The sequence below is a fragment of the Stenotrophomonas rhizophila genome (assembly GCF_003751305.1).
Taxonomy (GTDB): Bacteria; Pseudomonadota; Gammaproteobacteria; order Xanthomonadales; family Xanthomonadaceae; genus Stenotrophomonas; species Stenotrophomonas rhizophila_B.
Genome location: NZ_RJKV01000002.1, coordinates 715,283 through 735,047, shown reverse-complemented (window position 1 = coordinate 735,047; position 19,765 = coordinate 715,283). Strand labels below are relative to the sequence as shown.

22 protein-coding genes and 1 other RNA gene are annotated in these 19,765 nt (G+C 67.5%); 13 read left to right on the top strand and 10 right to left on the bottom strand.

Translation table 11 applies throughout. The features are described 5' to 3' along the window. Positions 1-6 precede the first annotated feature (6 nt). The 6 genes from ssrS (at position 7) to EDF74_RS11780 (ending at position 3,441) form a co-directional block, all read left to right on the top strand. A non-coding RNA gene (gene ssrS, locus EDF74_RS11805) (6S RNA) lies at positions 7-191 on the top strand. Between the two features lie 79 nt (positions 192-270). Beyond that, positions 271-870, top strand: a complete 600-nt coding sequence (locus EDF74_RS11800) for a 5-formyltetrahydrofolate cyclo-ligase (RefSeq protein ID WP_123730297.1) — start codon at positions 271-273, stop codon at positions 868-870. A gap of 13 nt (positions 871-883) precedes the next feature. Continuing rightward, positions 884-1,360 (top strand): EVE domain-containing protein, encoded by a 477-nt coding sequence (locus EDF74_RS11795; RefSeq protein ID WP_123730296.1) that lies wholly within the window; start codon positions 884-886, stop codon positions 1,358-1,360. A 27-nt stretch (positions 1,361-1,387) separates the two neighbouring features. Further along, positions 1,388-2,035, top strand: a complete 648-nt coding sequence (gene rpiA / locus EDF74_RS11790) for a ribose-5-phosphate isomerase RpiA (protein ID WP_123730295.1) — start codon at positions 1,388-1,390, stop codon at positions 2,033-2,035. A 45-nt stretch (positions 2,036-2,080) separates the two neighbouring features. Beyond that, positions 2,081-2,533 carry a DUF192 domain-containing protein gene (locus EDF74_RS11785; protein WP_123730294.1) on the top strand — a complete coding sequence of 151 codons (453 nt, stop codon included), beginning with the start codon at positions 2,081-2,083 and terminating at the stop codon, positions 2,531-2,533. A gap of 62 nt (positions 2,534-2,595) precedes the next feature. Next, positions 2,596-3,441, top strand: a complete 846-nt coding sequence (locus tag EDF74_RS11780) for a SirB1 family protein (protein WP_123730293.1) — start codon at positions 2,596-2,598, stop codon at positions 3,439-3,441. A gap of 30 nt (positions 3,442-3,471) precedes the next feature. Here EDF74_RS11780 and EDF74_RS11775 read toward each other — a convergent pair whose 3' ends face one another. After that, positions 3,472-3,663, bottom strand: a complete 192-nt coding sequence (locus EDF74_RS11775) for a rubredoxin (RefSeq protein ID WP_037553342.1) — start codon at positions 3,661-3,663, stop codon at positions 3,472-3,474. Positions 3,664-3,735: 72 nt separating this feature from the next. On the opposite strand from EDF74_RS11775, the gene thiE reads away from it, so the two are divergent. Both thiE and hemL read left to right on the top strand, forming a co-directional pair. Continuing rightward, positions 3,736-4,380: a thiamine phosphate synthase gene (gene thiE, locus EDF74_RS11770; protein ID WP_123730292.1), complete on the top strand. Its 645-nt coding sequence runs from the start codon at positions 3,736-3,738 to the stop codon at positions 4,378-4,380. Beyond that, positions 4,377-5,666, top strand: coding sequence for a glutamate-1-semialdehyde 2,1-aminomutase (gene hemL, locus EDF74_RS11765; RefSeq protein WP_123730291.1), 1,290 nt, complete (start codon positions 4,377-4,379; stop codon positions 5,664-5,666). The genes thiE and hemL overlap by 4 nt, the downstream gene beginning before the upstream one ends. A 57-nt stretch (positions 5,667-5,723) precedes the next feature. Here hemL and azu read toward each other — a convergent pair whose 3' ends face one another. Beyond that, the gene (azu, locus tag EDF74_RS11760; protein ID WP_123730290.1) at positions 5,724-6,182 is read right to left on the bottom strand and encodes an azurin; all 459 of its coding nucleotides are present in this window, start codon (positions 6,180-6,182) and stop codon (positions 5,724-5,726) included. A gap of 113 nt (positions 6,183-6,295) precedes the next feature. On the opposite strand from azu, the gene EDF74_RS11755 reads away from it, so the two are divergent. Then, positions 6,296-6,907 (top strand): HAD-IA family hydrolase, encoded by a 612-nt coding sequence (locus EDF74_RS11755; RefSeq protein ID WP_123730289.1) that lies wholly within the window; start codon positions 6,296-6,298, stop codon positions 6,905-6,907. A 32-nt stretch (positions 6,908-6,939) separates the two neighbouring features. Here the strand turns inward: EDF74_RS11755 and EDF74_RS11750 are convergent, their stop codons facing one another. Continuing rightward, on the bottom strand, positions 6,940-8,169 hold the full coding sequence (locus EDF74_RS11750) for an acetylornithine transaminase (protein ID WP_123730288.1): 1,230 nt from the start codon (positions 8,167-8,169) through the stop codon (positions 6,940-6,942). A gap of 65 nt (positions 8,170-8,234) precedes the next feature. Here EDF74_RS11750 and EDF74_RS11745 point away from each other — a divergent pair, with 65 nt between their 5' ends. Continuing rightward, entirely contained in the window at positions 8,235-9,107 is an 873-nt protein-coding gene (locus EDF74_RS11745) for an ion transporter (RefSeq protein ID WP_123730287.1), read from the top strand. A gap of 42 nt (positions 9,108-9,149) precedes the next feature. Here the strand turns inward: EDF74_RS11745 and EDF74_RS11740 are convergent, their stop codons facing one another. After that, positions 9,150-10,115 carry a YiiG family protein gene (locus EDF74_RS11740; protein ID WP_123730286.1) on the bottom strand — a complete coding sequence of 322 codons (966 nt, stop codon included), beginning with the start codon at positions 10,113-10,115 and terminating at the stop codon, positions 9,150-9,152. Positions 10,116-10,196: 81 nt separating this feature from the next. Continuing rightward, positions 10,197-11,015, bottom strand: coding sequence for an SDR family oxidoreductase (locus EDF74_RS11735; RefSeq protein ID WP_123730285.1), 819 nt, complete (start codon positions 11,013-11,015; stop codon positions 10,197-10,199). A 116-nt stretch (positions 11,016-11,131) separates the two neighbouring features. Here EDF74_RS11735 and EDF74_RS11730 point away from each other — a divergent pair, with 116 nt between their 5' ends. Further along, complete coding sequence (locus tag EDF74_RS11730) at positions 11,132-11,803, top strand: hypothetical protein (protein ID WP_123730284.1); 672 nt, start codon at positions 11,132-11,134, stop codon at positions 11,801-11,803. Positions 11,804-11,815: 12 nt separating this feature from the next. On the opposite strand, the gene EDF74_RS11725 is transcribed toward EDF74_RS11730, so the two are convergent. Then, the gene (locus tag EDF74_RS11725; protein ID WP_123730283.1) at positions 11,816-12,478 is read right to left on the bottom strand and encodes a serine/threonine-protein kinase; all 663 of its coding nucleotides are present in this window, start codon (positions 12,476-12,478) and stop codon (positions 11,816-11,818) included. Positions 12,479-12,580: 102 nt separating this feature from the next. Between EDF74_RS11725 and EDF74_RS11720 the strand changes: the two genes are divergently transcribed. After that, the gene (locus EDF74_RS11720) at positions 12,581-14,584 is read left to right on the top strand and encodes a bifunctional DedA family/phosphatase PAP2 family protein (protein WP_123730282.1); all 2,004 of its coding nucleotides are present in this window, start codon (positions 12,581-12,583) and stop codon (positions 14,582-14,584) included. Between the two features lie 54 nt (positions 14,585-14,638). Here EDF74_RS11720 and EDF74_RS11715 read toward each other — a convergent pair whose 3' ends face one another. The 3 genes from EDF74_RS11715 to EDF74_RS11705 all read right to left on the bottom strand — a co-directional run bounded on the left by EDF74_RS11715 (position 14,639) and on the right by EDF74_RS11705 (position 17,490). Then, complete coding sequence (locus EDF74_RS11715; RefSeq protein ID WP_123730281.1) at positions 14,639-15,217, bottom strand: LON peptidase substrate-binding domain-containing protein; 579 nt, start codon at positions 15,215-15,217, stop codon at positions 14,639-14,641. A 12-nt stretch (positions 15,218-15,229) separates the two neighbouring features. Then, positions 15,230-16,594 (bottom strand): UDP-N-acetylmuramate:L-alanyl-gamma-D-glutamyl-meso-diaminopimelate ligase, encoded by a 1,365-nt coding sequence (gene mpl, locus EDF74_RS11710; RefSeq protein ID WP_123730280.1) that lies wholly within the window; start codon positions 16,592-16,594, stop codon positions 15,230-15,232. Positions 16,595-16,926: 332 nt separating this feature from the next. Further along, a complete protein-coding gene (locus EDF74_RS11705; RefSeq protein WP_123730279.1) occupies positions 16,927-17,490 on the bottom strand; it encodes an adenylate kinase in 564 nt (187 codons plus the stop codon). 141 nt (positions 17,491-17,631) lie between these two features. Here EDF74_RS11705 and EDF74_RS11700 point away from each other — a divergent pair, with 141 nt between their 5' ends. Next, on the top strand, positions 17,632-18,888 hold the full coding sequence (locus EDF74_RS11700) for a 6-phosphofructokinase (RefSeq protein WP_123730278.1): 1,257 nt from the start codon (positions 17,632-17,634) through the stop codon (positions 18,886-18,888). 184 nt (positions 18,889-19,072) lie between these two features. On the opposite strand, the gene EDF74_RS11695 is transcribed toward EDF74_RS11700, so the two are convergent. Beyond that, a complete protein-coding gene (locus EDF74_RS11695) occupies positions 19,073-19,576 on the bottom strand; it encodes a hypothetical protein (RefSeq protein ID WP_123730277.1) in 504 nt (167 codons plus the stop codon). Positions 19,577-19,765: the final 189 nt, after the last annotated feature.

Genomic DNA, 19,765 nt, shown 5'->3' with positions numbered 1-19,765 from the left:
TCGTCGCGTTCTCTGCTGTGAACGACGGCGTGTGCAAACATTCGCCTTGTCCCTTAATTACGACCACGGGTGCGCGACGGCGCCGGGAGTGCAAGTCCGCCTTGTAGCGGGAAGCCCGATGGAACCCCAGCGTACCCACTTGAACCCCGGGTTCAAGGTCGTTTCGCATGCATCGTCACGGCGGAGAATGCAATATTCCAGCAAGAGCGGCGTTCCCTTGGGACGTCGCTCTTGTTTTATCCGCTTCCCCCGCACGCTCCGGACCCAGGCATGACCGACCCGCGCTCCGCACTGCGCCAGCAGCTGCGCCAACGCCGCCGTGATCTCCCCGCCGCCGTGCGCCTGGCCGCCGCCGAACATCTGGCCGATGGCCTGCTCTGCCTTCCTTTCGCGCCCACGCAGGGCCATGTCGCCGGCTACTGGGCGATGGATGGGGAAATCGCGCTGCACCGCTGGCAGATGCAGTTGCCCGCCGGCCTGACCTACTGCCTGCCGGTCCTGCACGAGAAGACGCTGCGCTTCGCACCCTGGCGCCCGGGGCAGGCACTGACCACCAACCGCTTCGGCATCCCCGAGCCCGATCTCGCGCTGGACGACACCCTCGCACCGGAGCAGATGGCGCTGGTGGTCGCGCCACTGGTCGGTTTCGACGCACAGGGCCGGCGGCTGGGCATGGGAGGCGGCTGGTATGATCGCAGCTTCGCATTCCGCCACCAGCGCCCGGCGCCGCCGTGGCTGGTCGGGGTCGGCTTCTCGGTCCAGCAGGTCGATGATCTGCCGGTACAACCGTGGGACGTCGCGGTGGATGCGATCTGCACCGACGTCTCCACCCTTGTCTGCGTACCGACCAACGGTCGGCACCTACCGTAATCAAAGACTCCGCATGACCGCACGCAAGCGCTACTGGCTGATGAAGTCCGAACCGGACGCCTTTTCCATCGATGATCTGCAGCGCGTGGGCCGAGAGCCCTGGAACGGCGTCCGCAACTACCAGGCGCGCAACTTCATGCGCGATGGCATGAAGGTCGGCGACGGGGTGTTGTTCTACCACTCCAATACCAAGGTGCCGGGCATCGTCGGGCTGGCCACGGTGGCCAGCGAGGCCTATCCGGACGACACCCAGTTCGATCCCGGATCGGACTATTACGACGCCAAGGCGACCCGCGAAGAACCGCGCTGGATGCTGGTGGACGTCGCCTTCGAGCGCAAACTGCGCGACACCATTTCGCTGGACGAGATCAAGCTGCACGCCGATGCGCTGGGCGAGGGTTTTCCGCTGACCGCGCGCGGCAACCGCCTTTCGATCCTCCCGGTGACGGCCGCGCAGTGGAAGCTGCTGCTGTCGCTGGAAAAGCACTGACCCCCTTTCCTCCAAGAGTTGCCCGCCATGTCCGAAGCCAAGCGCCTGGCCGCTGAAAAAGCCATTGAATACGTTGAAGACGGCATGATCGTCGGGGTCGGCACCGGGTCCACGGTGGCCTACTTCATCGACGCCCTGGCCAAGATCCAGCACCGCATCAAGGGCGCCGTGTCCAGCTCGGACCAGAGTACCGCGCGCCTGAAGCAGCATGGCATCGAGGTACTCGAGCTCAACCACACCGGCAATCTGTCGCTGTATGTGGACGGGGCCGATGAGTGCGACGGCAACAAGAACCTGATCAAGGGCGGCGGCGCCGCGCTGACCCGCGAGAAGATCATCGCCGAGGCCAGCGAGCGCTTCGTGTGCATCATCGACCCGAGCAAGCAGGTGAAGGTGCTGGGCAGGTTCCCGCTGCCGGTGGAAGTGATCCCGATGGCGCGCAGCCTGGTCGCCCGCCGCATCATGGACATGACCGGCGGCCAGCCGGCGTGGCGCGAGGGCGTGGTCACCGACAACGGCAACGTGATCCTGGACATCCACCACCTGGAGATCACCGATCCGGTGAAGCTGGAACGCGAGCTCAACCAGCTGCCGGGCGTGGTCGCCGTCGGCCTGTTCGCGCGCCGCCCGGCCGATGTGGTGATCATCGGCGGTGAACCGCCGATCGTGATCTGACCCCGTGGCCGGCCTGTGCGCCGACCACCCCAACGAGGTACGCCCATGTCCCTGTTGCGCCTGCTGCCCCTGCTCCTGCTGTTCACCCTGACCGGCTGCGCCAGCACCAACGCCCGTCACTGGGTGGAGCTGGACGGCAACCGTTACCACGTTGAACTGGCCACCAACGACGACACCCGCGCCCGCGGGCTGATGTTCCGCGACCAGATGCCCGAGGATCACGGCATGTTGTTCATCCACGAACGCGAAGAGCTGCAGGCGTACTGGATGAAGAACACCAAGATCGCGCTGGACATCCTCTACTTCGATGCGCAGCGCCGCCTGGTCAGCCAGCAGCGCGATGTGCCGCCGTGTTCGGCCGGCGATCGTTGCCCGCCCTACCCCAGCAGCGAACCGGCCCGCTACGTGCTGGAACTCAACGCCGGGCAGGCCGAAAAGATGGCGCTCAAGGACGGCACCGAACTCACGTTCGGCCCCGGCATCGCCGACGGCAAATAAAACTGTCCTGATAAACGCGCCGCGCCCTTGAATCGCGGCGCGTTTGTCGCCAGTCTTGTCCCATGCAGGGGCAGATCACATTGCCGACGTGGGACTCACTGGCCGAGCTGGATGACGAGGCGCTGCCGCTGTTGCCGACCGCGTTGCTGATCGCCCGGGACGAATACCCGGATCTGGACCCCGCCGTCTACGACGCGGTCCTGCAGAGCCACGCCGACCACCTGCGCACCGAGATCGCCACGATCGACATGTGGCCGCTGAAGATTGCCGCGGTCAACCGCCACCTGTTCGACGAGCTGGGCTACAGCGGCGACCACGGCGAGTACTACGACCCGCGCAACAGCTATCTGAACCAGGTCTTCGAACGCCGCCTGGGCAACCCGATCTCGCTGGCGCTGGTGCAGATGGAAGTCTCGCGCCGGCTCGGCATCCCGCTGGACGGGGTGTCCTTCCCCGGGCATTTCCTGGTGCGCCTGCCGCTCAACGACGGCGTGCTGGTGATGGACCCGTTCAACGGCGGCCGCCCGCTGGGCGTGGAGGAACTGCGCGAACGCGCACGCTCACACCTGGGCGGTGAAGTTCCCGACGACGATGTGCTCGCGCAGATCCTGGACCCGGCCCCGGCGCGCGCGATCCTGATGCGGATGCTGCGCAACCTGCATGGCGTGTACGTCGAACGGGGGGAATGGGACCGTGCCGCACGCAGTGCCGATCGCCTGCTGAAACTCGCCCCCGAGCAGGACGATGCCCTGCGCGATCGCGGCATGGCCTACCTGCAGCTGGATTACGAGGCCGGCGCGCGCAGCGACCTGGGGCTGTACCTCAAGCGCAATGCCAAGGCCAGCGATGCGCAGTTCGTGCGTGAGAAGCTGGTCGGCCTCGGTGGCGTGGTGCCGCGCCTGCACTGACGGTGCCGTGACACGGCGCTTGACGGCGCCTCAGTCGACTTCGACCATCTCGAAATCATCCTTGGTCACGCCGCAGTCCGGGCACGTCCAGGTATCGGGAATGTCTTCCCAGCGCGTGCCCGGGGCGATGCCCTCTTCCGGCAGCCCGTCCTCTTCCCTGTACAGGAAGCCGCAGACAACGCACATCCAGGTGCGGAAGGTGGTGGCGGTTGCGTCGGTCATCGGATAATCACGGCAGGACAAGAGCTGACAGCGCTCATTGTCCCACTCCCGTTGCGCTACCGGTAGCCATTGATGAATCACGCTTCAGCCCCCACGCCGCCCCGCGGCGTCTACCTCATCACTCCCGACGAGCCCGATACCGCACGGCTGCTGGCGCGCACCGCGCCGCTGCTGGCGGCTGGCGCCACCTGGCTGCAGTACCGCAACAAGACCGCTGACGTAGCCCTGCGCCACGCCCAGGCCGCTGCGCTGCAGGGCCTGTGCCAGCCGTACGCGGTGCCGCTGCTCATCAATGACGACGTGGCCCTGGCCCAGGCGGTCGGCGCGGCCGGTGTGCACCTGGGCGAGGACGATGGCGATATCGCCGCCGCCCGGGCCCTGCTCGGCCCGCAGGCCATCATCGGCGCCTCCTGCTATGACACCCTGGCGCTGGCCGAGCGCGCGGTCGCCGCCGGTGCCAGCTACGTCGCCTTCGGGGCCTTCTTCCCCAGCACCAGCAAGGCCACCACCCGCCGCGCCCCGCCGGACCTGCTGCGGCAAAGCGCCGCACTCGGGGTGCCGCGGGTGGCCATCGGCGGGCTGAGCCCGGACAATGTGGCACCGCTCATCGCTGCCGGCGCCGATCTGGTTGCCGTCATCAGCAGCGTGTACGCCGCGCCCGACCCGGTCGCCACGCTGCACGCCTACCTCGCTTGCTTCCAGGATACGACCGCATGAACCACGACCAGTCCCACGCCCTGTTCACCCGCGCCCAGAAGCTGCTGCCGGGCGGCGTCAACTCGCCGGTGCGCGCGTTCAAATCGGTCGGCGGCGAGCCGTTCTTCGTGCAGCGCGCCGATGGCCCGTACCTGTACGACGTCGATGGCAACCGCTACATCGATTACGTCGGCTCCTGGGGCCCGATGATCGTCGGCCACAACCACACCGCCGTGCGCCAGGCGGTCAAGCAGGCGATCGGCAACGGCCTGTCGTTCGGCGCGCCGTGCGAAGCCGAAGTCACCATGGCCGAAACGCTGACCCGGCTGGTGCCGTCCTGCGAGATGGTGCGCATGGTCAACTCGGGCACCGAGGCCACCCTGTCGGCGATCCGGCTGGCACGCGGTGCCACCGGCCGCAGCCGCATCGTCAAGTTCGAGGGCTGCTACCACGGCCACGGCGACTCGTTCCTGGTCAAGGCCGGCAGCGGCATGCTGACCCTGGGCGTGCCGACCTCACCGGGCGTTCCCGCCGGCCTGAGCGAGCTCACCCTGACCCTGCCGTACAACGATGTCGAGGCGGCCACCGCGCTGTTCGCCGAACAGGGCGAGCACATCGCCGGGCTGATCATCGAGCCGGTGGTCGGCAACGCCAACTGCATCCCGCCCCGCGAGGGCTACCTGCAGCACCTGCGCGCACTGTGCACGCAGTACGGCACGGTGCTGATCTTCGATGAAGTGATGACCGGCTTCCGCGTGGCGCTCGGTGGCGCGCAGGCGCATTACGGCGTCACCCCGGACCTGACCACCTTCGGCAAGATCATCGGCGGCGGCATGCCGGTGGGCGCCTACGGTGGTCGTCGCGAACTGATGTCGCAGATTTCCCCGGCCGGCCCGATCTACCAGGCGGGCACGCTCAGTGGCAATCCGGTGGCGATGGCGGCCGGCCTGGCGATGCTGGAACTGGTGCAGGAGCCGGGCTTCCATGATCGCCTGAGTGCGTCGGCCGCGCGTCTGTGCGCGGGGCTGGAAGCGGCGGCAGCGGATGCAGGCGTGGCAGTGACCACCACCCAGGTCGGCGCGATGTTCGGCCTGTTCTTCACTGACCAGAAGGTGGAAACCTACGCGCAGGCCGTTGCGTGCGACATCACCGCGTTCAACACCTTCTTCCACGCGATGCTGGAGCGCGGCGTGTTCCTGGCCCCTTCCGCGTATGAAGCCGGCTTCCTGTCCAGCGCACATGACGACAGCATCATCGATGCGACGATCGAAGCCGCCCGCGAAGCGTTCAAGGTCGTCAAAGGCTGATCAAACAACAGGGACGGGGGTAGTTAATAACTACCTCCGTCCCCGTTAATCGGATAATCAGCCAAACACGAAGCGGCCCTTCATCATCGCGAAGTGACCGGGGAACGAGCAGAAGAAGGTGTAGTCGCCGCCCTTGGTCAGCTTGGCGGTGGAGAAGGTGACGCTGGTGGTCTGGCCGCCGCCGATCACCGGGGTATGCGCCAGCACGCGCGCATCGCCCTTGGGCAGGTAGCTGTCGGCCAACGTCGTGCGCATGCCGGCCATCGCCACCGGCTGGTAATCGGCGGTGCGGGTCAGTACCCAGTTGTGGCCCATCGCGGTCGCGGCGAGCTTGCCGGTGTGGCGCAGGGTCAGTTTGACCTGGGTGCAATCGGCGGCAACCTTGAGCTCCTTCTGGCTGAAGCTCATCTGGTCGGTACTGTCGATGGCGATCGCGCAGACGCGCGCATGGGCGGCCGGGGCCAGCATCAGGCCGGCAAGCAACACGGGGGCAAGCAGTTTCAAGGCGATCTCCATCAGGCAGTCTCCGCGATTCTAGTGACCGCCCGTGCAGGCGACGTGCGACGCGATGTCGCAGCGCAGGCACTGGCTGGGTTACGGTCAGCGCTGGATCTGGACGAGATGGCCCCATGCCGCGTGTGATCGAGTGCCTGCTGCTGGATTTCGATGGCGTACTGGTGCGATATGCGCGGCACCTGCGTGTGCGCCATCTGGCCGCGAGCGTGGGCTGCAGCGCGGCGCAGGTGCAGGCGGCGCTGTTCGACAGTGGGCTGGAACGTGCCTACGACAACGGCATGGCGACCGACGCCTACCTGCGGCAACTGGGCGATGCGCTGCACACCACCATCAACATCGCGCAGTGGCAGGCCGCGCGCATCGCCGCGTGCGCACCGCAAACAGGTGTGATCGAACGCGTGGCGCGGATCGCGCAGGCACTGCCGATCGGCATCCTGACCAACAACGGCGCGCTGATGGCGCAGACGATTCCACAGCTCGTTCCACCCCTGGCCGATGCCCTGCACGGCCGCATCCTGTGCAGCGGTGCGCTGGGCGGGCGCAAGCCGGATCCAGCGATATTCGCCAAGGCGGTGACGCTGCTGGGGGCGCGCGCCGAGCGCACGCTGTTCATCGATGACCTGTTCGTCAACGTGCGCGGGGCTCGGCTGGCCGGCCTGCAGGCCGAGACCGCGACGGACAGCCGCGCGTTCGGCAAGGTCATGAAGCGATACGCCCTGACGTAGAGCCGACCAACGGTCGGCTCTACCGCCATTGGCTAGCGCGTCGCGATGAACGACTGCACGGCCGCGCGAAGACGCTCCAGGCCTTCGGCGATTTCTTCATCGGTGATGTTCAGCGACGGCACGAAGCGCAGCACGTCCGGGCCAGCCTGCAGGGTCAGCAGGCCGTGCTCGGCGGCGTGATCCAGGATGGGACCGGCCTGGCCGGCAAAATCCTTGTCCAGCACCGCGCCCAGCATCAGGCCGCGGCCGCGGACCTGGCTGAACACCTTGAACTCGTCGTTGATCTTGCCCAGGCCATCGCGCAGCGCCTGCGACTGACGGCTCACGTTGTGCGCGATCTCCGGCGAGGACAGCTTGCGTAGCGCCACGCGGGCCACGGCGGCGGCCAGCGGATTGCCACCGAAGGTGGTGCCGTGTGCGCCGAACTGCATCACCTCGGCCACCTTCGGGCCGGCCAGCATCGCGCCGATCGGGAAACCGCCGCCCAGTGCCTTGGCCAGGGTGACGATGTCCGGTTTGATGTTGTCCTGCCAGTGCGCGAACAGCGTGCCGGTGCGACCCATGCCGGCCTGGATCTCATCCAGCACCACCAGCGTGTTGTGCTGGTCGCACAGTTCGCGCACGCGCTGCAGGAAGCCCGGCTTGGCCGGCATCACGCCGCCCTCGCCCTGGATCGGCTCCAGCATCACCGCCGCGACATCGCCGGCGGCCATCGCGGTCTCCAGCTGCACCTCGTCATTGAAATCGACATAGCGGAAGCCACCGGGCAGCGGCTCGTAACCTTCCTGGTACTTCGGCTGGGCGGTGGCGGTCACCGCCGCCAGGGTGCGGCCGTGGAAGCTGCCGCGGAAGGTGACGATCACGCGCTGATGTGCCGGGCGCCCCAGCGAGGAGGCCCACTTGCGGACCAGCTTGATCGCCACTTCATTGGCTTCTGCGCCGGAGTTGCACAGGAACACGCGCTCGGCGAAACGCGAGGCGGTGACCAGTTCTTCGGCCAGGCGCAGCGGCGGCTCGCTGTAGAACACGTTGCTGGTGTGCCAGAGCTTGCCGGCCTGCTCGATCAGCGCCGCGGTGAGGTCCGGATCGTTGTGGCCCAGGCCACACACCGCAATGCCGGCGGCCAGATCGATGAATTCGCGGCCCTGGTTGTCCCAGACGCGCGCGCCCTGGCCACGTTCGAGCACTACCTGGCGCGGTTTGTAGACCGGCAGGTAGTAATGCGACAGGGACAACAGCGGATCGGTGGCAGCGGCAGTCATGGCAGTCAACGGCTCAGGAAAGATCCCATTCTCGCGCTTTGGGCCGGTGGGGCACAATGCGCCCCATGCGACCGTTCACCGCCCCCCAGCTCAACCCCGCCACCGAATCCGGCTGGCGCCGCCAGTGGTTCGACATCATCTACCGCCACGACACCCGGCCCTCGCGCAATTTCGACCTGCTGCTGGTCTACGCGATCATCGCCAGCGTGGTGGTGGTCATGTTCGACAGCGTGCAGCGCTTCCATGCGGCCTATGCCGACGGGCTCTACGTGCTGGAATGGGGCTTCACCATCCTGTTCACCGCCGAATACCTGCTCCGGCTGGTGGTGGTCAAGCGCCCGCTGCGCTACGCATTCAGCATCTGGGGCATCATCGATCTGGCCTCGATCCTGCCGACCTATCTGTCGCTGTTCATCCCCGGCGCGCAGAGCCTGCTGGTGGTGCGCGCGCTGCGCATCCTGCGGGTGTTCCGGATCCTCAAGCTGACCCGCTACATCGAAGAGAGCGGCGTGTTGATGGAGTCGTTGTGGCGCAGCCGCCGCAAGGTGCTGCTGTTCCTGTTCACGGTGATCACCATCACCATCATCGCCGGCACCATGATGTACGTGATCGAAGGCCCCAACCACGGCTTCACCAGCATCCCCAGCAGCATGTACTGGGCGGTGGTGACCATGGCCACGGTGGGCTTCGGCGACATCGTGCCGCAGACCGTGCTGGGCCGGTTCGTCACCTCGGTGCTGATCCTGATCGGCTACAGCATCATCGCGGTGCCGACCGGCATCTACACCGCCGAACTGGCCAATACCATGCGTGATGCCGAGCACGCCGCGCGCCGGGATGCGCGCGGCTGCCCGCACTGCGGGCTGGAAGGCCACGAACCGGATGCGCTGCACTGCCGCCACTGCGGCGAGAAACTGCCCCCGGTCTTCAACGTCTGATCAACGCGGGGCGGGCCGCCTCGCAGCCCGCCCCGCGCCCGCTCAGCGTGCGCCGCTGGACTGCGCCAGGCGGTTGCTCATGTCGACCAGGTCGTTGTAGCTGACCAGCAACGCTTCGGCCGAGCCCTGCGGGTTGTTGATCCGGCCGCCGCTCTCGATCAGCATCTGCTCGCTGCGGGTGTACGGCTTCTTTGACTCGACGCGCTCGATACGGCGACCGGCATCACGGGCCAGCGTATCGGCCGCACGCTCCAGGTGCCCCCACATCGCATCGCCCTTGCCGACCTTGTCATCCTGCGCCTGCTGCAGCAACGCCTGGAATGCGGAGAGCTGAGTGCGGGCCACGGTCAGGTCCGGCGCCTCGGTGTTGAGCAGTTGGGTCAGCTGCTTGCCATCGCCGAGGATCTTGATCTGGTAGTACGCCATCGAGCGGCCTTCGGAAGCTTCAATCTCCTTGAGCTGTTCCGCACGGCGTTCGTCTTCGCGCTTTTCCAGCGCGGCATCCAGCGCGGTGCCTGCATCGAAGAACGCCATATAGGCCTTCATCAACGGCGCATGCTGGCTGCGCATCCCGGCATGATCATCGCGCAGGTAGTCCTCGCGGCTGTAGTAACGGTCGGCCTGCTCGATCAGGGCGTACAGGTCGACGAAGGTCTTCTGGTAGTTGCGGGCTGCCGGATCCAGTGCGGGCTCGGCCGGCGTCATTGCGAGCGCAGCGACCATGGGCGCGTTGCACGCGTCCACACGATGCGACAGCACCGTGCCCGGGCCACGTACCTTCTTCTCGTTACCGGTCGGGCCGGCCTCCGGGTCCTGCATCCAGCCGGTGTACTGCTGGAAGCCTTCGTGGATCGGCTGTTCGACGGCATTGAAGCAGGCGATGTAGGCGTTCACCTTCTCCACGCCCTGGGTATCAGCGACGCTGCCCGGGCCCTTGCTGCAGGCGCCGAGCAGGCTGATCAATGCGATGGCGGCGGCGAGCGGCGCGGTCCGTGTGCGAGATGACATGCGAGTGTCCATACCAATGGGGGGACGCACCATAGCAGCCCAGTGTGTGCAGCTGTTGTCATCGCGCGCCACGAACGCGCGTCACTCCAGGAACAGATCCGGCATCAGCGGGCGCGATGGATCGACGGCGTAGCCGCTCAGATCGGTGATGCCGGCCTGCGCCAACACCTCGTCATCGAGCAGGAACTGCCCGCTGAAACCGGCGGCCTCACGGCACAGCACCGCGTGTGCGGCGTCGGCCAGAATCGCCGGCGTGCGGCAGCCACCGATATCCACCCCGGGGATCATGTTGATCGCATCGGTGGCGATCACCGTGCGCGGCCACAGCGCGTTGACCGCCACCCCCTGCGGGCCGAACTCGGCTGCCAGGCCAAGGGTAACGAAGCTCATGCCCATCTTGGCAAGCGTGTAGCCGGTGTGCGGGCCCCACCACTTCGGGTCCAGCGTCGGCGGCGGCGCCAGCGTGAGGATGTGCGGATTGGGCGCCTGCAGCAGATGCGGCAGGCAGGCCTGCGCGCACAGGAAGCTGCCGCGCGAATTGACCTGCTGCATCAGGTCGAAGCGCTTCATCGGCGTATCCAGCGTGCCGCGCAGCCAGATCGCACTGGCGTTGTTGATCAGGATGTCGATGCCGCCGAAGGTATCGACGGTGGCGGCGACGGCCGCGCGCACCTGGTCCTCCTCGCGGATGTCGCACTTCAGCGCCAGCCCTTGCCCACCTGCGGCGGTTACCGCCTCTGCGGCGCTGTGGATGGTGCCCGGCAGCTTGGGGTTGGGCACGGACGACTTGGCCGCGATCGCGACGTTGGCGCCGTCGCGTGCCGCACGCAGCGCGATGGCCAGGCCGATCCCGCGCGAGGCGCCGGTGATGAACAGGGTCTTGCCTTGCAGACTGGCCATGCGCAGGTTCCTTCGGTGCGATTGCAATGGACCCGCATTATGCCGCCCCGGCGCACACGCCGGATTCATCCGCCACGTCGATACTGGCCGCTCCCGTTCTGCATGGAATGAGCGACATGACGGCGATCCGCCTTCCCCTGACCGCGTTGGCCCTGGTGTTGAGTAGTGCGGCCTGCCAGCCCGCCGGCGATCCGGCCACGTCCGCCACGTCGGCGGCCGCCACGGTGCCGGGCACCGCCGGTGGCGTCTCGCCCTTCAGCGACGCGGCGATCTGGGACGGCGAGGTGGATGCCTGCCGCGGCCAGGCACCGGTTGCCGATGATTGCCTGGCCAAGGTCATGCAGGCCGCCAAGGCGAGCCCGCAGGCGATCGCGGCCGCCCATCAGCTCGGTGCGCAGGGCAATCCCGGCTATGTGAGTGCATGGCGCAACCAGGACGGCGTCGGCATCGCCACCATCGAGTATCCGTTCCGCGCCAATACCAACGAGGGCACGCTGCTGGTCGACAGTGCGGGCCACACGCAGGATGTGGACGCCGACGTGCTGCCGGAAATGTCGCGCGCCGACGCCACGGTCAAGCCGTTCCTGGATGCACACCCGGACGCCACGCCTTTCGCACCGGCGCAGGCCAGCGGCAGCGAAGCGCTGCCCGACGGAGGCGTGCGCTTGATCTACAGCACACCGATGCGCACCTGCCATGCCTGCGCCAACGATGGGGTGCTGCGCGTCGCCTACGATTTCGATGCGCAGCGCCGCTTCAGCGGGAAGCAGATTCTCGATCTGCGCTGAGCATCCCAACGCCTACGGCTTGGGGCCCTGCCCTTCGTTGTCTTCCCAGTGCAGGATTTTCCGCGTGACAAAGCGGTAGACCGGCTTGCCGGTACGGAACCAGAGATCGCGCACCCATGAGGTGCGTTTGAGCAGCCGCTTTTCCACCGGGGTCAGCGACTGCCGGCAGTACATGCGCTTGTGCTTGAGCAGATGGCGCAGGTCTTCGCGGGCCAGAAGGCGCATCCAGCGTGAGCGCGGATCGCCGATCACCGCCAGCTGGAAATCGATCAGGGCCGGCGAGCCGTCTTCGCGTACCAGCCAGTTGGCCTCCTTGGCCAGGTCGTTGTGAGCGATGCCATGGCGATGCACCTGCTGCAGCAGCCGTCGGGCCGCGCGGAAGTAGGCCAGGTCGCCATGCGGCGGACGCTGGTACATGGCATCACCGGCCATGAAGCTGCGGTCCAGCCAGCGCCCGTTCCAGCCCAGCAACCGCGGCGTGGCGGGCATGCCATCCAGATGCGCCAGCGCGCGTGCCTCGCGCCGGGCCAACCACCACGCCGGCAGCCGCAGCCACCAGGGCGTGGCCTCCAGATCACGGCGTACGAACCGGTGGCCGTCCTCCTCCATCAGCAGGATGCGGCCGAAACTGTCGGCTTTGAGGGCGGTCGGCGCGGGATCGGGAGGGCGTGTCATGCCGCCATTCTAGGCGGGTGATCGCGTTCATTCACTGCAGATGCCGCACATTCCCGGCGTCTGGCGGGCAGTCAGTCACTTTGCCCCCTCTATAATCCCCCGATGGACTCGTCATGGATCGATGCCACGCTTGCGTGGATCTCAGCTCACCCCGTGCTTGCCGGTGCGGTCATTTTCCTCATCGCCTTCTGCGATGCGGTCATCGTGCTGGGCGCGATCGTGCCCGCGTTGCCGCTGCTGTTCGCCGTCGGTGTGTTCATCGGCCTGGGCCAGATCTCCGGGCCTTACGCGGTGGCGTGCGCCGCGTTGGGCGCGTTTGCCGGTGACGGCATCAGCTACTGGATCGGCCGGCGCTGGGGGGATCGCCTGCGTGGCTTCTGGCCCTTCAGCAAGTACCCGCAGCTGCTCGACCGTGGCGAGACGATGTTCCGCCGCAACGCCTTCAAGAGCATCCTGGTGGCGCGTTATGTCGGCGCGATCCGCCCGTTCGTGCCAGCCATCGCCGGCATGATGAAGATGCCGCTGTCGCGCTACATCCAGGCCAGCGGCATCGCCAGTCTGTCCTGGGCGGTGCTGTTCCTCGCGCCCGGCTGGGTGCTCGGCGAGGCGTATGACGCGGTCGCGGCGGTCGCCGGCCGGCTGGTGATGGTACTGGCCCTGCTCGGCGTGATCATGGGCCTGGTCTGGGCGATCGTGCTGTATGGCTACCGCTGGTCGGCCTCGCGCATGGACAGCTGGCTGGCCAGCCTGCTGGCCTGGTCGCAGCGTCACCCGACCCTGGGTCGTTACTCCGTCGCCGTGTTCGACCCGCAGCGCCGTGAGTCGGTGCCGCTGGCGATGCTGGCGGTGATGCTGCTGTTGCTCGGCTGGGGCTGGTTCGCCCTGCTGATGGCGGTGGTCGCCCACGGCGAACCGCTGATGGTCGATCTGGCCGTGCATCACGCGATGCTGGCCCTGCGCAATCCGCTGGCCGATTACCCTATGGCCGCGCTGGCCTCGCTGGGCGCCTGGCAGGTCCTGCTGCCCGCCACCGCCGCCGGCATGGGCTATCTGCTCTGGCGTCGCCGCTGGATGGCGGCCGCGCACTGGCTGGCCGCCCTCGCCTTCGGGCTGGCGCTATGCAAGCTGCTCGGTGCGACGGTGGACGTGGTCCGCCCGCCGGATGCGAGCAGCGGCTTCGGCTTCCCGTCGGTGTCGGTGACGATGGCTACGATCACCTTCGGCTTCTTCGCCGTGCTGATCGCCCGTGAACTGCCGGGGCGCACCCGCGTATGGCCCTACCTGCTGTCGGGCATCATCGTCAGCCTGATCGGCTTCGCGCGCATCTACCTCGGCGCGCATTGGCTGAGCGATGTGATCGGCGGCATGCTGTTCGGCCTGTTCTGGCTGCTGGTGCTGGGCATCGCCTACCGCCGCCGCTTCAACCGCTCGTTCTGGGTCAAGCCGGTGGCATGGCTGTTCTACGGCACGTTCGCCATCGCCGCGCTCTGGTACGCCCCGCGCAACATTCCGGTGAAACTGGCGCGCTTCGAGCCAGCCCAGCCGACGCCGGCACCACTGGATGCCCAGGCCTGGTGGACGACCGGCTGGCAGCACCTGCCGTCGCGCCGCAATGAGTTCGATGACGATCAGCGCTGGCCGCTGGACGTGCAGGTGGCCGGTCCACTGGCCCCGTTGCAGCGTCGGCTGGAAAGCCAGGGCTGGCGCGTGCAGCCGCAGGCCGGCTGGGAACAGGCGCTGTTGATGCTCGACAAGTCCTCCGACAAGGACAAGGTACCGGTGCTGCCGGCCACGCTGGATACGCAGGTCGAATCGCTGCTGATGCTTCGCGCCGGCAATGCGCCCAATGAGATCTTCGCGCTGCGCCTGTGGCCGGCACCGGCACGCCTGGCGGCGCCGGACAATGAACCGCTGTGGCTGGGCAGTGCGCAGACGCTGCATTACCAGCAGCACTTCAAGCTGATCGGGATGTGGCGGCCGATGCGTGGCATCGACCCGTCGCTCAATGCGGTCCGCCAGGCACTGGACGGCCTGCCGCAGCAGGTCGATACCCATCCAGACACCGAGATGCCGGTGCTGCGCGTGCGCATGCCACCGGCCGAGTGATGCAGCGCCGGAGCTACCCGGCCAATGGGGCGTAACGCGGGGCGGAACCGTGCGTTACGGCATCCAGTCCAGCAGCGCCTGCAGGCGCTGGTGCGGGTCATCGTGTTGCAGCAGTTGCAGGCGTTGCGCGTCCTGCAGCGGCAGCAGTTCGGCCAGGCGCCAGCCGACCCAGCTGGCCTGCTCCATCTGCGCCGGGCTGACCGGTGCGAAGGCCGCACCGGCCTGCTCGATGATGTGCTCCAGCACGGTCGCCATCAGCGCGTGCTCGGGCTGCAGCTCGTCGTCGCTGTCGGCCGCGCACCAGGTCACTTCGGCAATGATCAGCCCGTTGTCGCGCACGCGGGTCCGATCCACATGGAAGCGGCGCTGGCCACGCAGGCGCAGCACCAGCACGCCATCGGCGCCCACGTCGAAATCCTCGATCCGCGCCTCGACCCCATAGGCGGCAGGCAACGCCGGCGCACCGACCTCCTCACCGTCCAGGATCAGGCACACACCGAAGGCCGTCCCCGCACGGCTGCATTCGCGCAGCATGTCCAGGTAGCGGCGTTCGAACACCCGCAGGCCGAGCGCCGCGCCGGGCAGCAGCACGGTGTGCAGCGGGAACAGGGGCAGTGAAGCGGTGTCGGTCATGGCCCGCGTCCCTCAGGGCTGCCGCAGCTGCGCCAGGAAGCGGCGCGGCGCCCCATCGAAACCGCCGTTGGACATGAACACCACATGGTCACCCGGCGCTGCGATCGCGCCCAGCTGAGCCAGCAACGCATCGGTGTCCGGCACGGCATAGGCCTGGCCACGCACGGCGGCGATCACGCTGGCCGCATCCCAGGCCAGCTCGGGGCGATGCAGGAACACCACCGCGTCGGCACCGTCCAGCGAAGGCGCCAGCGCCTGCGCGTGCGCCCCCAGCCGCATCGAGTTGCTGCGCGGCTCCATGGCCACCACGATGCGGGCATCGCCCACCTTGGCACGCAGGCCATCGAGGGTCGTGCGGATCGCGGTGGGGTGATGCGCGAAATCGTCGTAAATGGTGATGTCGCGCGCCTGGCCGATCACTTCCAGCCGGCGCTTGACGCTGCGGAACGCGGCCAGCGCCGGGATCACCGTGGCCAGCTCGACGCCGACCGCATGCGCGGCAGCCAGGGCGGCCAACCCATTGAGGACGTTGTGGCGGCCCAGCAACGACCAGCGCACTTCACCGACGCGCTCGCCGCGATGGTGCACGACGAACACACTGCCGTCGGCCTCCACCAGCTCGGCGTGCCACTCCAGCGTGGGATCGAAGCCGAACCGCTCCACCGGGGTCCAGCAGCCCATCGCCAGCACCTCGGCGAGATAGCCGTCTTCACCATTGACGATCAGTCGCCCGCGCGCGGGCACGGTGCGGATCAGATGGTGGAACTGGCGCTGAATCGCGGCCACGTCCGGAAAGATATCGGCGTGGTCGTATTCAAGGTTGTTGAGGATGGCCACCAGCGGCCGGTAGTGCACGAACTTGCTGCGCTTGTCGAAGAACGCGGTGTCGTACTCGTCCGCCTCGACCACGAACTCACGGCCGCTGCCGACGCGGGCGGAGACGCCGAAATCCTCGGCCACGCCGCCGATCAGGAAGCCGGGGTCACGCCCGGCGCTGTGCAGCAGCCAGGTCAGGATGGTGGTGGTGGTGGTCTTGCCGTGGGTGCCGGCGACGGCCAGGGTGTCGCGGCCTGGCAGCACCTGCTCGGACAGCCACTGGGCGCCGGAGATGTAGCGTTGGCCTGCATCCAGCACCGCTTCCACGGCGGGATTGCCACGCGACAGCGCATTGCCGATCACCACCTCGTCGCAGTCCGGCGCCACGCTGTCGGCGCGGTAGCCCGGATCCAGGGCGATGCCCAGGCGTTCGAGCTGGGTGGACATCGGCGGGTAGATCGCCTGGTCGCTGCCGCGGACCGTATGGCCCTTCTCGCGCGCCAGTGCGGCCACGCCGCCCATGAAAGTGCCTGCAATGCCAAGAATGTGGATCGTGCTCATGCGTGCGATTGTCGCCGATCACCATCGCCGATGGAGATCGCTGTCAGACAACTCCTGGTCGACTATAAGAAAAGTCCAGCGGGATGTCGGGGAATTCCCGATAGCGCCGTATTGTGAAGACGGACACAATTGTCTCGGCCAGCCGCAGTACCCCATTGGTCCTACTCCCCAAGAGGCCATCCCCAGGGGGGCTCATGCTGCGGGGCTCTGAGCAAGCCCGCTCGCTGGCACCTTCAAACCACACGCCTGGTCCCTTCGGGGGCCGGGCGTGTGTGTTTTCAGCCCTGCACACGCGGTGCGGGTGCGGTGCCGCCGTAGCGGCACCGACCGGCTCAGGCCTGGATCGCGGCGCGGATGCGCGCTTCCACATCGTTCAGTTCGCCCACGCCATCGACGCGTGCAAGCGTGCCGCGGCCGGCATAGAAATCCACCACCGGTGCGGTCTGGTCGTTGTAGACCTGCAGGCGCTGGCGCACGGATTCGGGATTGTCATCGGCACGGCCCTGTTCGGCCGCACGGCCGGCGATGCGCTCGACCAGCAGTTCGGTCGGCACGTCCAGCTGCACCACGGCATCCAGCGGCTGGCCGATCTTGGCCAACAGGGTATCCAGCGCATTGGCCTGGGCCACGTTGCGCGGGTAACCGTCGAGGATGAAGCCATTGGCCACATCGTCCTGGCCCAGACGCGACTCGAGCATGCCCAGCAGGATGTCGTCGGACACCAGATTGCCGGCATCCATCACGGCCTTGGCCTGCTTGCCCAGCTCGGTGCCGGCGGCCACTTCGGCCCGCAGCAGATCACCGGTGGAAATGTGCGCAATGGCGAGGTGTTCCTTCAGGCGCGTCGCCTGTGTCCCCTTGCCCGAACCGGGCGGTCCCAACAGAACCAATCGCATCAACCTGACTCCAACTTGGTAAGAAAACGGAGGGCGCGCGCCCCGGGAATGTCCACAATCACGCTGCACCGCAATACGCGCACTTTACCCCATCCGGGTAATGTCTCTGCAATGTCCGTCCCCCCAGACCAAGGTCGCACCATGTCCAAAGGTACCCTCCTCTACGCTCAGTCAGGTGGCGTCACCGCCGTCATCAATGCCACCGCCTCGGCGGTCATCAGCACGGCCAGGGCCAAAGGAATCAAGGTCTTGGCCGCGCGCAACGGCATCCTCGGCGCGCTCCGCGAAGACCTGATCGACACCTCCAAGGAGACCGCAGCCGCCATCGCTGCCCTCGCCCATACTCCCGGCGGCGCGTTCGGCTCATGCCGTTACAAGCTCAAATCGCTGGAGGCCGACCGCGGCAAGTACGAGCGCCTGCTCGAGGTGCTGCGCGCCCATGACGTGCGCTGGTTCCTCTACAACGGCGGCAACGATTCGGCCGATACCGCGTGGAAGGTCTCCCAGCTGGCCAAGGCCTTCGACTACGACCTGACCTGCATCGGCGTGCCCAAGACCATCGACAACGATCTGGCGGTGACCGATACCTGCCCGGGCTTCGGCTCGGCCGCCAAGTACACCGCCGTCTCCGTGCGCGAAGCCGCGCTGGATGTGGCCGCGATGGCCGAGACCTCGACCAAGGTATTCGTCTACGAGGCGATGGGCCGCCACGCCGGCTGGCTGGCCGCCGCTGCGGGCCTGGCCGGCCAGGGCGCCGATGACGCCCCGCACATCATCCTGCTGCCCGAGCGCGCGTATGACGAGGCCGCGTTCCTGGCCAAGGTCAAACAGGTGGTCGAGCGGGTGGGCTACTGCGTGGTGGTTGCCTCCGAAGGCATCCAGACCGCCGATGGCCGCTTCGTCGCCGATGCCGGCGGCGGCACCGATTCGTTCGGGCATACCCAGCTCGGTGGCGTGGCCTCGCAGCTGGCCGCGCGGGTCAAGGATGGGCTGGGCTACAAGGTCCACTGGACCCTGCCCGACTACCTGCAGCGTTCGGCGCGCCACCTGGCCTCCAAGACCGATTGGGAGCAGGCGCAGGCGGTGGGCAAGGCGGCGGTGCAGTTCGCGCTGAAGGGCCAGAACGCGGTGATGCCGGTGATCGTGCGCACCAGCGACACGCCCTACCGCTGGAAGATCGAGGCGGCCCCGCTGCACAAGGTGGCCAACCATGAGAAGAAGATGCCGGCCGGCTTCATCCGCCGCGATGGCTTCGGCATCACCGACAAGGCCCGCACCTATCTCGCCCCGCTGATCAAGGGGGAAGCCCCGTTGCCGTACGGTCCCGATGGCCTGCCGAAGTACGTGACGCTGAAGAACGTGGCGGTGAAGAAGAAGCTGCCTGCCTTCGAGGCGTAATCGACCCGGTAGTGCCGGCCGCTGGCCGGCACCGCGGGCTGTCCGTCGCTCGGGTAGTGCCGGCCGCTGGCCGGCACCGCGCTGTCCGGCAGCGTCCTGGCGCGGGCCAGCGGCCGGTTTCATCGCGCCTCTGACGGTCCGCGTGGAGCCGGCCAGCGGCCGGCACTACCGGTGTGTGGTCAGCTCAGTTGCAGGCCTTGCCCTCGACCTTCATCTGCGCGGCAAACATCGGCACCTGGGCGATCTTGCCGGCGGCCGCCTGCTTTTTCGCGTCCTCCAGATAGATGCGCGACTGGCCCTGCCCATCGAGCTCGGGCTTGGTGGTGACCGGCATCCGCCACACGCGCACCACCGCCTGCTGCGCCGGGCAGGAGGCATTCGGCACGCGGATCACATCATTGAGCTTCCAGCCCGTGGCTTCCGTGGGCTGCGCCTTGTCGTAATCGACAAAGCGGGCACGCGGCTGGCACTGCTCGCTGGTGCGGACCACGGCGAACTTGTACGGCTGTGCCGCTTCGCCGGTGAACACGCCTTCCAGCCGTGCACAGGCTTCGGGAATCTGGCGCAGGGTATGCGCCGCGCCTACCGCCTGCGGTGTGCCGGCGGCGCGCTGCAGCTCGGGGGTTTCGGCGGCGAAGGCGGACACGGCGGGCAACAGGGCCAGCCACAACAGATGACGGGGGGACATGGCAGGACTCCAACGGCGGGGGATGGGCCGAGGCTGCCAGTAAATGGCTGAACGGCGTGGCAAAGGCGGTCCTTCGTCCGGATCTGCGTGGTTGCCGGCCAGCGGCCGGCACTACCTCCGTCGTTGGCGATCCGGGCACGCACGCGCAGTTTGAAATCCTTGCTGGCATGCATCGAGGATTTACCCGCA

Bases quoted from the DNA above. Each gene is read 5' to 3' on its own strand.
- EDF74_RS11795 (WP_123730296.1), top strand. From the start codon at position 884: ATGACCGCACGCAAGCGCTACTGGCTGATGAAGTCCGAACCGGACGCC.
- EDF74_RS11755 (WP_123730289.1), top strand. From the start codon at position 6,296: ATGCCGCGTGTGATCGAGTGCCTGCTGCTGGATTTCGATGGCGTACTG.
- EDF74_RS11705 (WP_123730279.1), bottom strand. From the start codon at position 17,490: ATGCGATTGGTTCTGTTGGGACCGCCCGGTTCGGGCAAGGGGACACAG.
- azu (WP_123730290.1), bottom strand. From the start codon at position 6,182: ATGGAGATCGCCTTGAAACTGCTTGCCCCCGTGTTGCTTGCCGGCCTG.
- rpiA (WP_123730295.1), top strand. From the start codon at position 1,388: ATGTCCGAAGCCAAGCGCCTGGCCGCTGAAAAAGCCATTGAATACGTT.
- EDF74_RS11730 (WP_123730284.1), top strand. From the start codon at position 11,132: ATGACGGCGATCCGCCTTCCCCTGACCGCGTTGGCCCTGGTGTTGAGT.
- hemL (WP_123730291.1), top strand. From the start codon at position 4,377: ATGAACCACGACCAGTCCCACGCCCTGTTCACCCGCGCCCAGAAGCTG.
- EDF74_RS11695 (WP_123730277.1), bottom strand. From the start codon at position 19,576: ATGTCCCCCCGTCATCTGTTGTGGCTGGCCCTGTTGCCCGCCGTGTCC.
- EDF74_RS11775 (WP_037553342.1), bottom strand. From the start codon at position 3,663: ATGACCGACGCAACCGCCACCACCTTCCGCACCTGGATGTGCGTTGTC.
- EDF74_RS11740 (WP_123730286.1), bottom strand. From the start codon at position 10,115: ATGTCATCTCGCACACGGACCGCGCCGCTCGCCGCCGCCATCGCATTG.
- EDF74_RS11750 (WP_123730288.1), bottom strand. From the start codon at position 8,169: ATGACTGCCGCTGCCACCGATCCGCTGTTGTCCCTGTCGCATTACTAC.
- EDF74_RS11780 (WP_123730293.1), top strand. From the start codon at position 2,596: ATGCAGGGGCAGATCACATTGCCGACGTGGGACTCACTGGCCGAGCTG.
- mpl (WP_123730280.1), bottom strand. From the start codon at position 16,594: ATGAGCACGATCCACATTCTTGGCATTGCAGGCACTTTCATGGGCGGC.
- EDF74_RS11785 (WP_123730294.1), top strand. From the start codon at position 2,081: ATGTCCCTGTTGCGCCTGCTGCCCCTGCTCCTGCTGTTCACCCTGACC.
- EDF74_RS11725 (WP_123730283.1), bottom strand. From the start codon at position 12,478: ATGACACGCCCTCCCGATCCCGCGCCGACCGCCCTCAAAGCCGACAGT.
- EDF74_RS11715 (WP_123730281.1), bottom strand. From the start codon at position 15,217: ATGACCGACACCGCTTCACTGCCCCTGTTCCCGCTGCACACCGTGCTG.
- EDF74_RS11700 (WP_123730278.1), top strand. From the start codon at position 17,632: ATGTCCAAAGGTACCCTCCTCTACGCTCAGTCAGGTGGCGTCACCGCC.
- EDF74_RS11735 (WP_123730285.1), bottom strand. From the start codon at position 11,015: ATGGCCAGTCTGCAAGGCAAGACCCTGTTCATCACCGGCGCCTCGCGC.
- EDF74_RS11720 (WP_123730282.1), top strand. From the start codon at position 12,581: ATGGACTCGTCATGGATCGATGCCACGCTTGCGTGGATCTCAGCTCAC.
- thiE (WP_123730292.1), top strand. From the start codon at position 3,736: ATGAATCACGCTTCAGCCCCCACGCCGCCCCGCGGCGTCTACCTCATC.
- EDF74_RS11745 (WP_123730287.1), top strand. From the start codon at position 8,235: ATGCGACCGTTCACCGCCCCCCAGCTCAACCCCGCCACCGAATCCGGC.
- EDF74_RS11800 (WP_123730297.1), top strand. From the start codon at position 271: ATGACCGACCCGCGCTCCGCACTGCGCCAGCAGCTGCGCCAACGCCGC.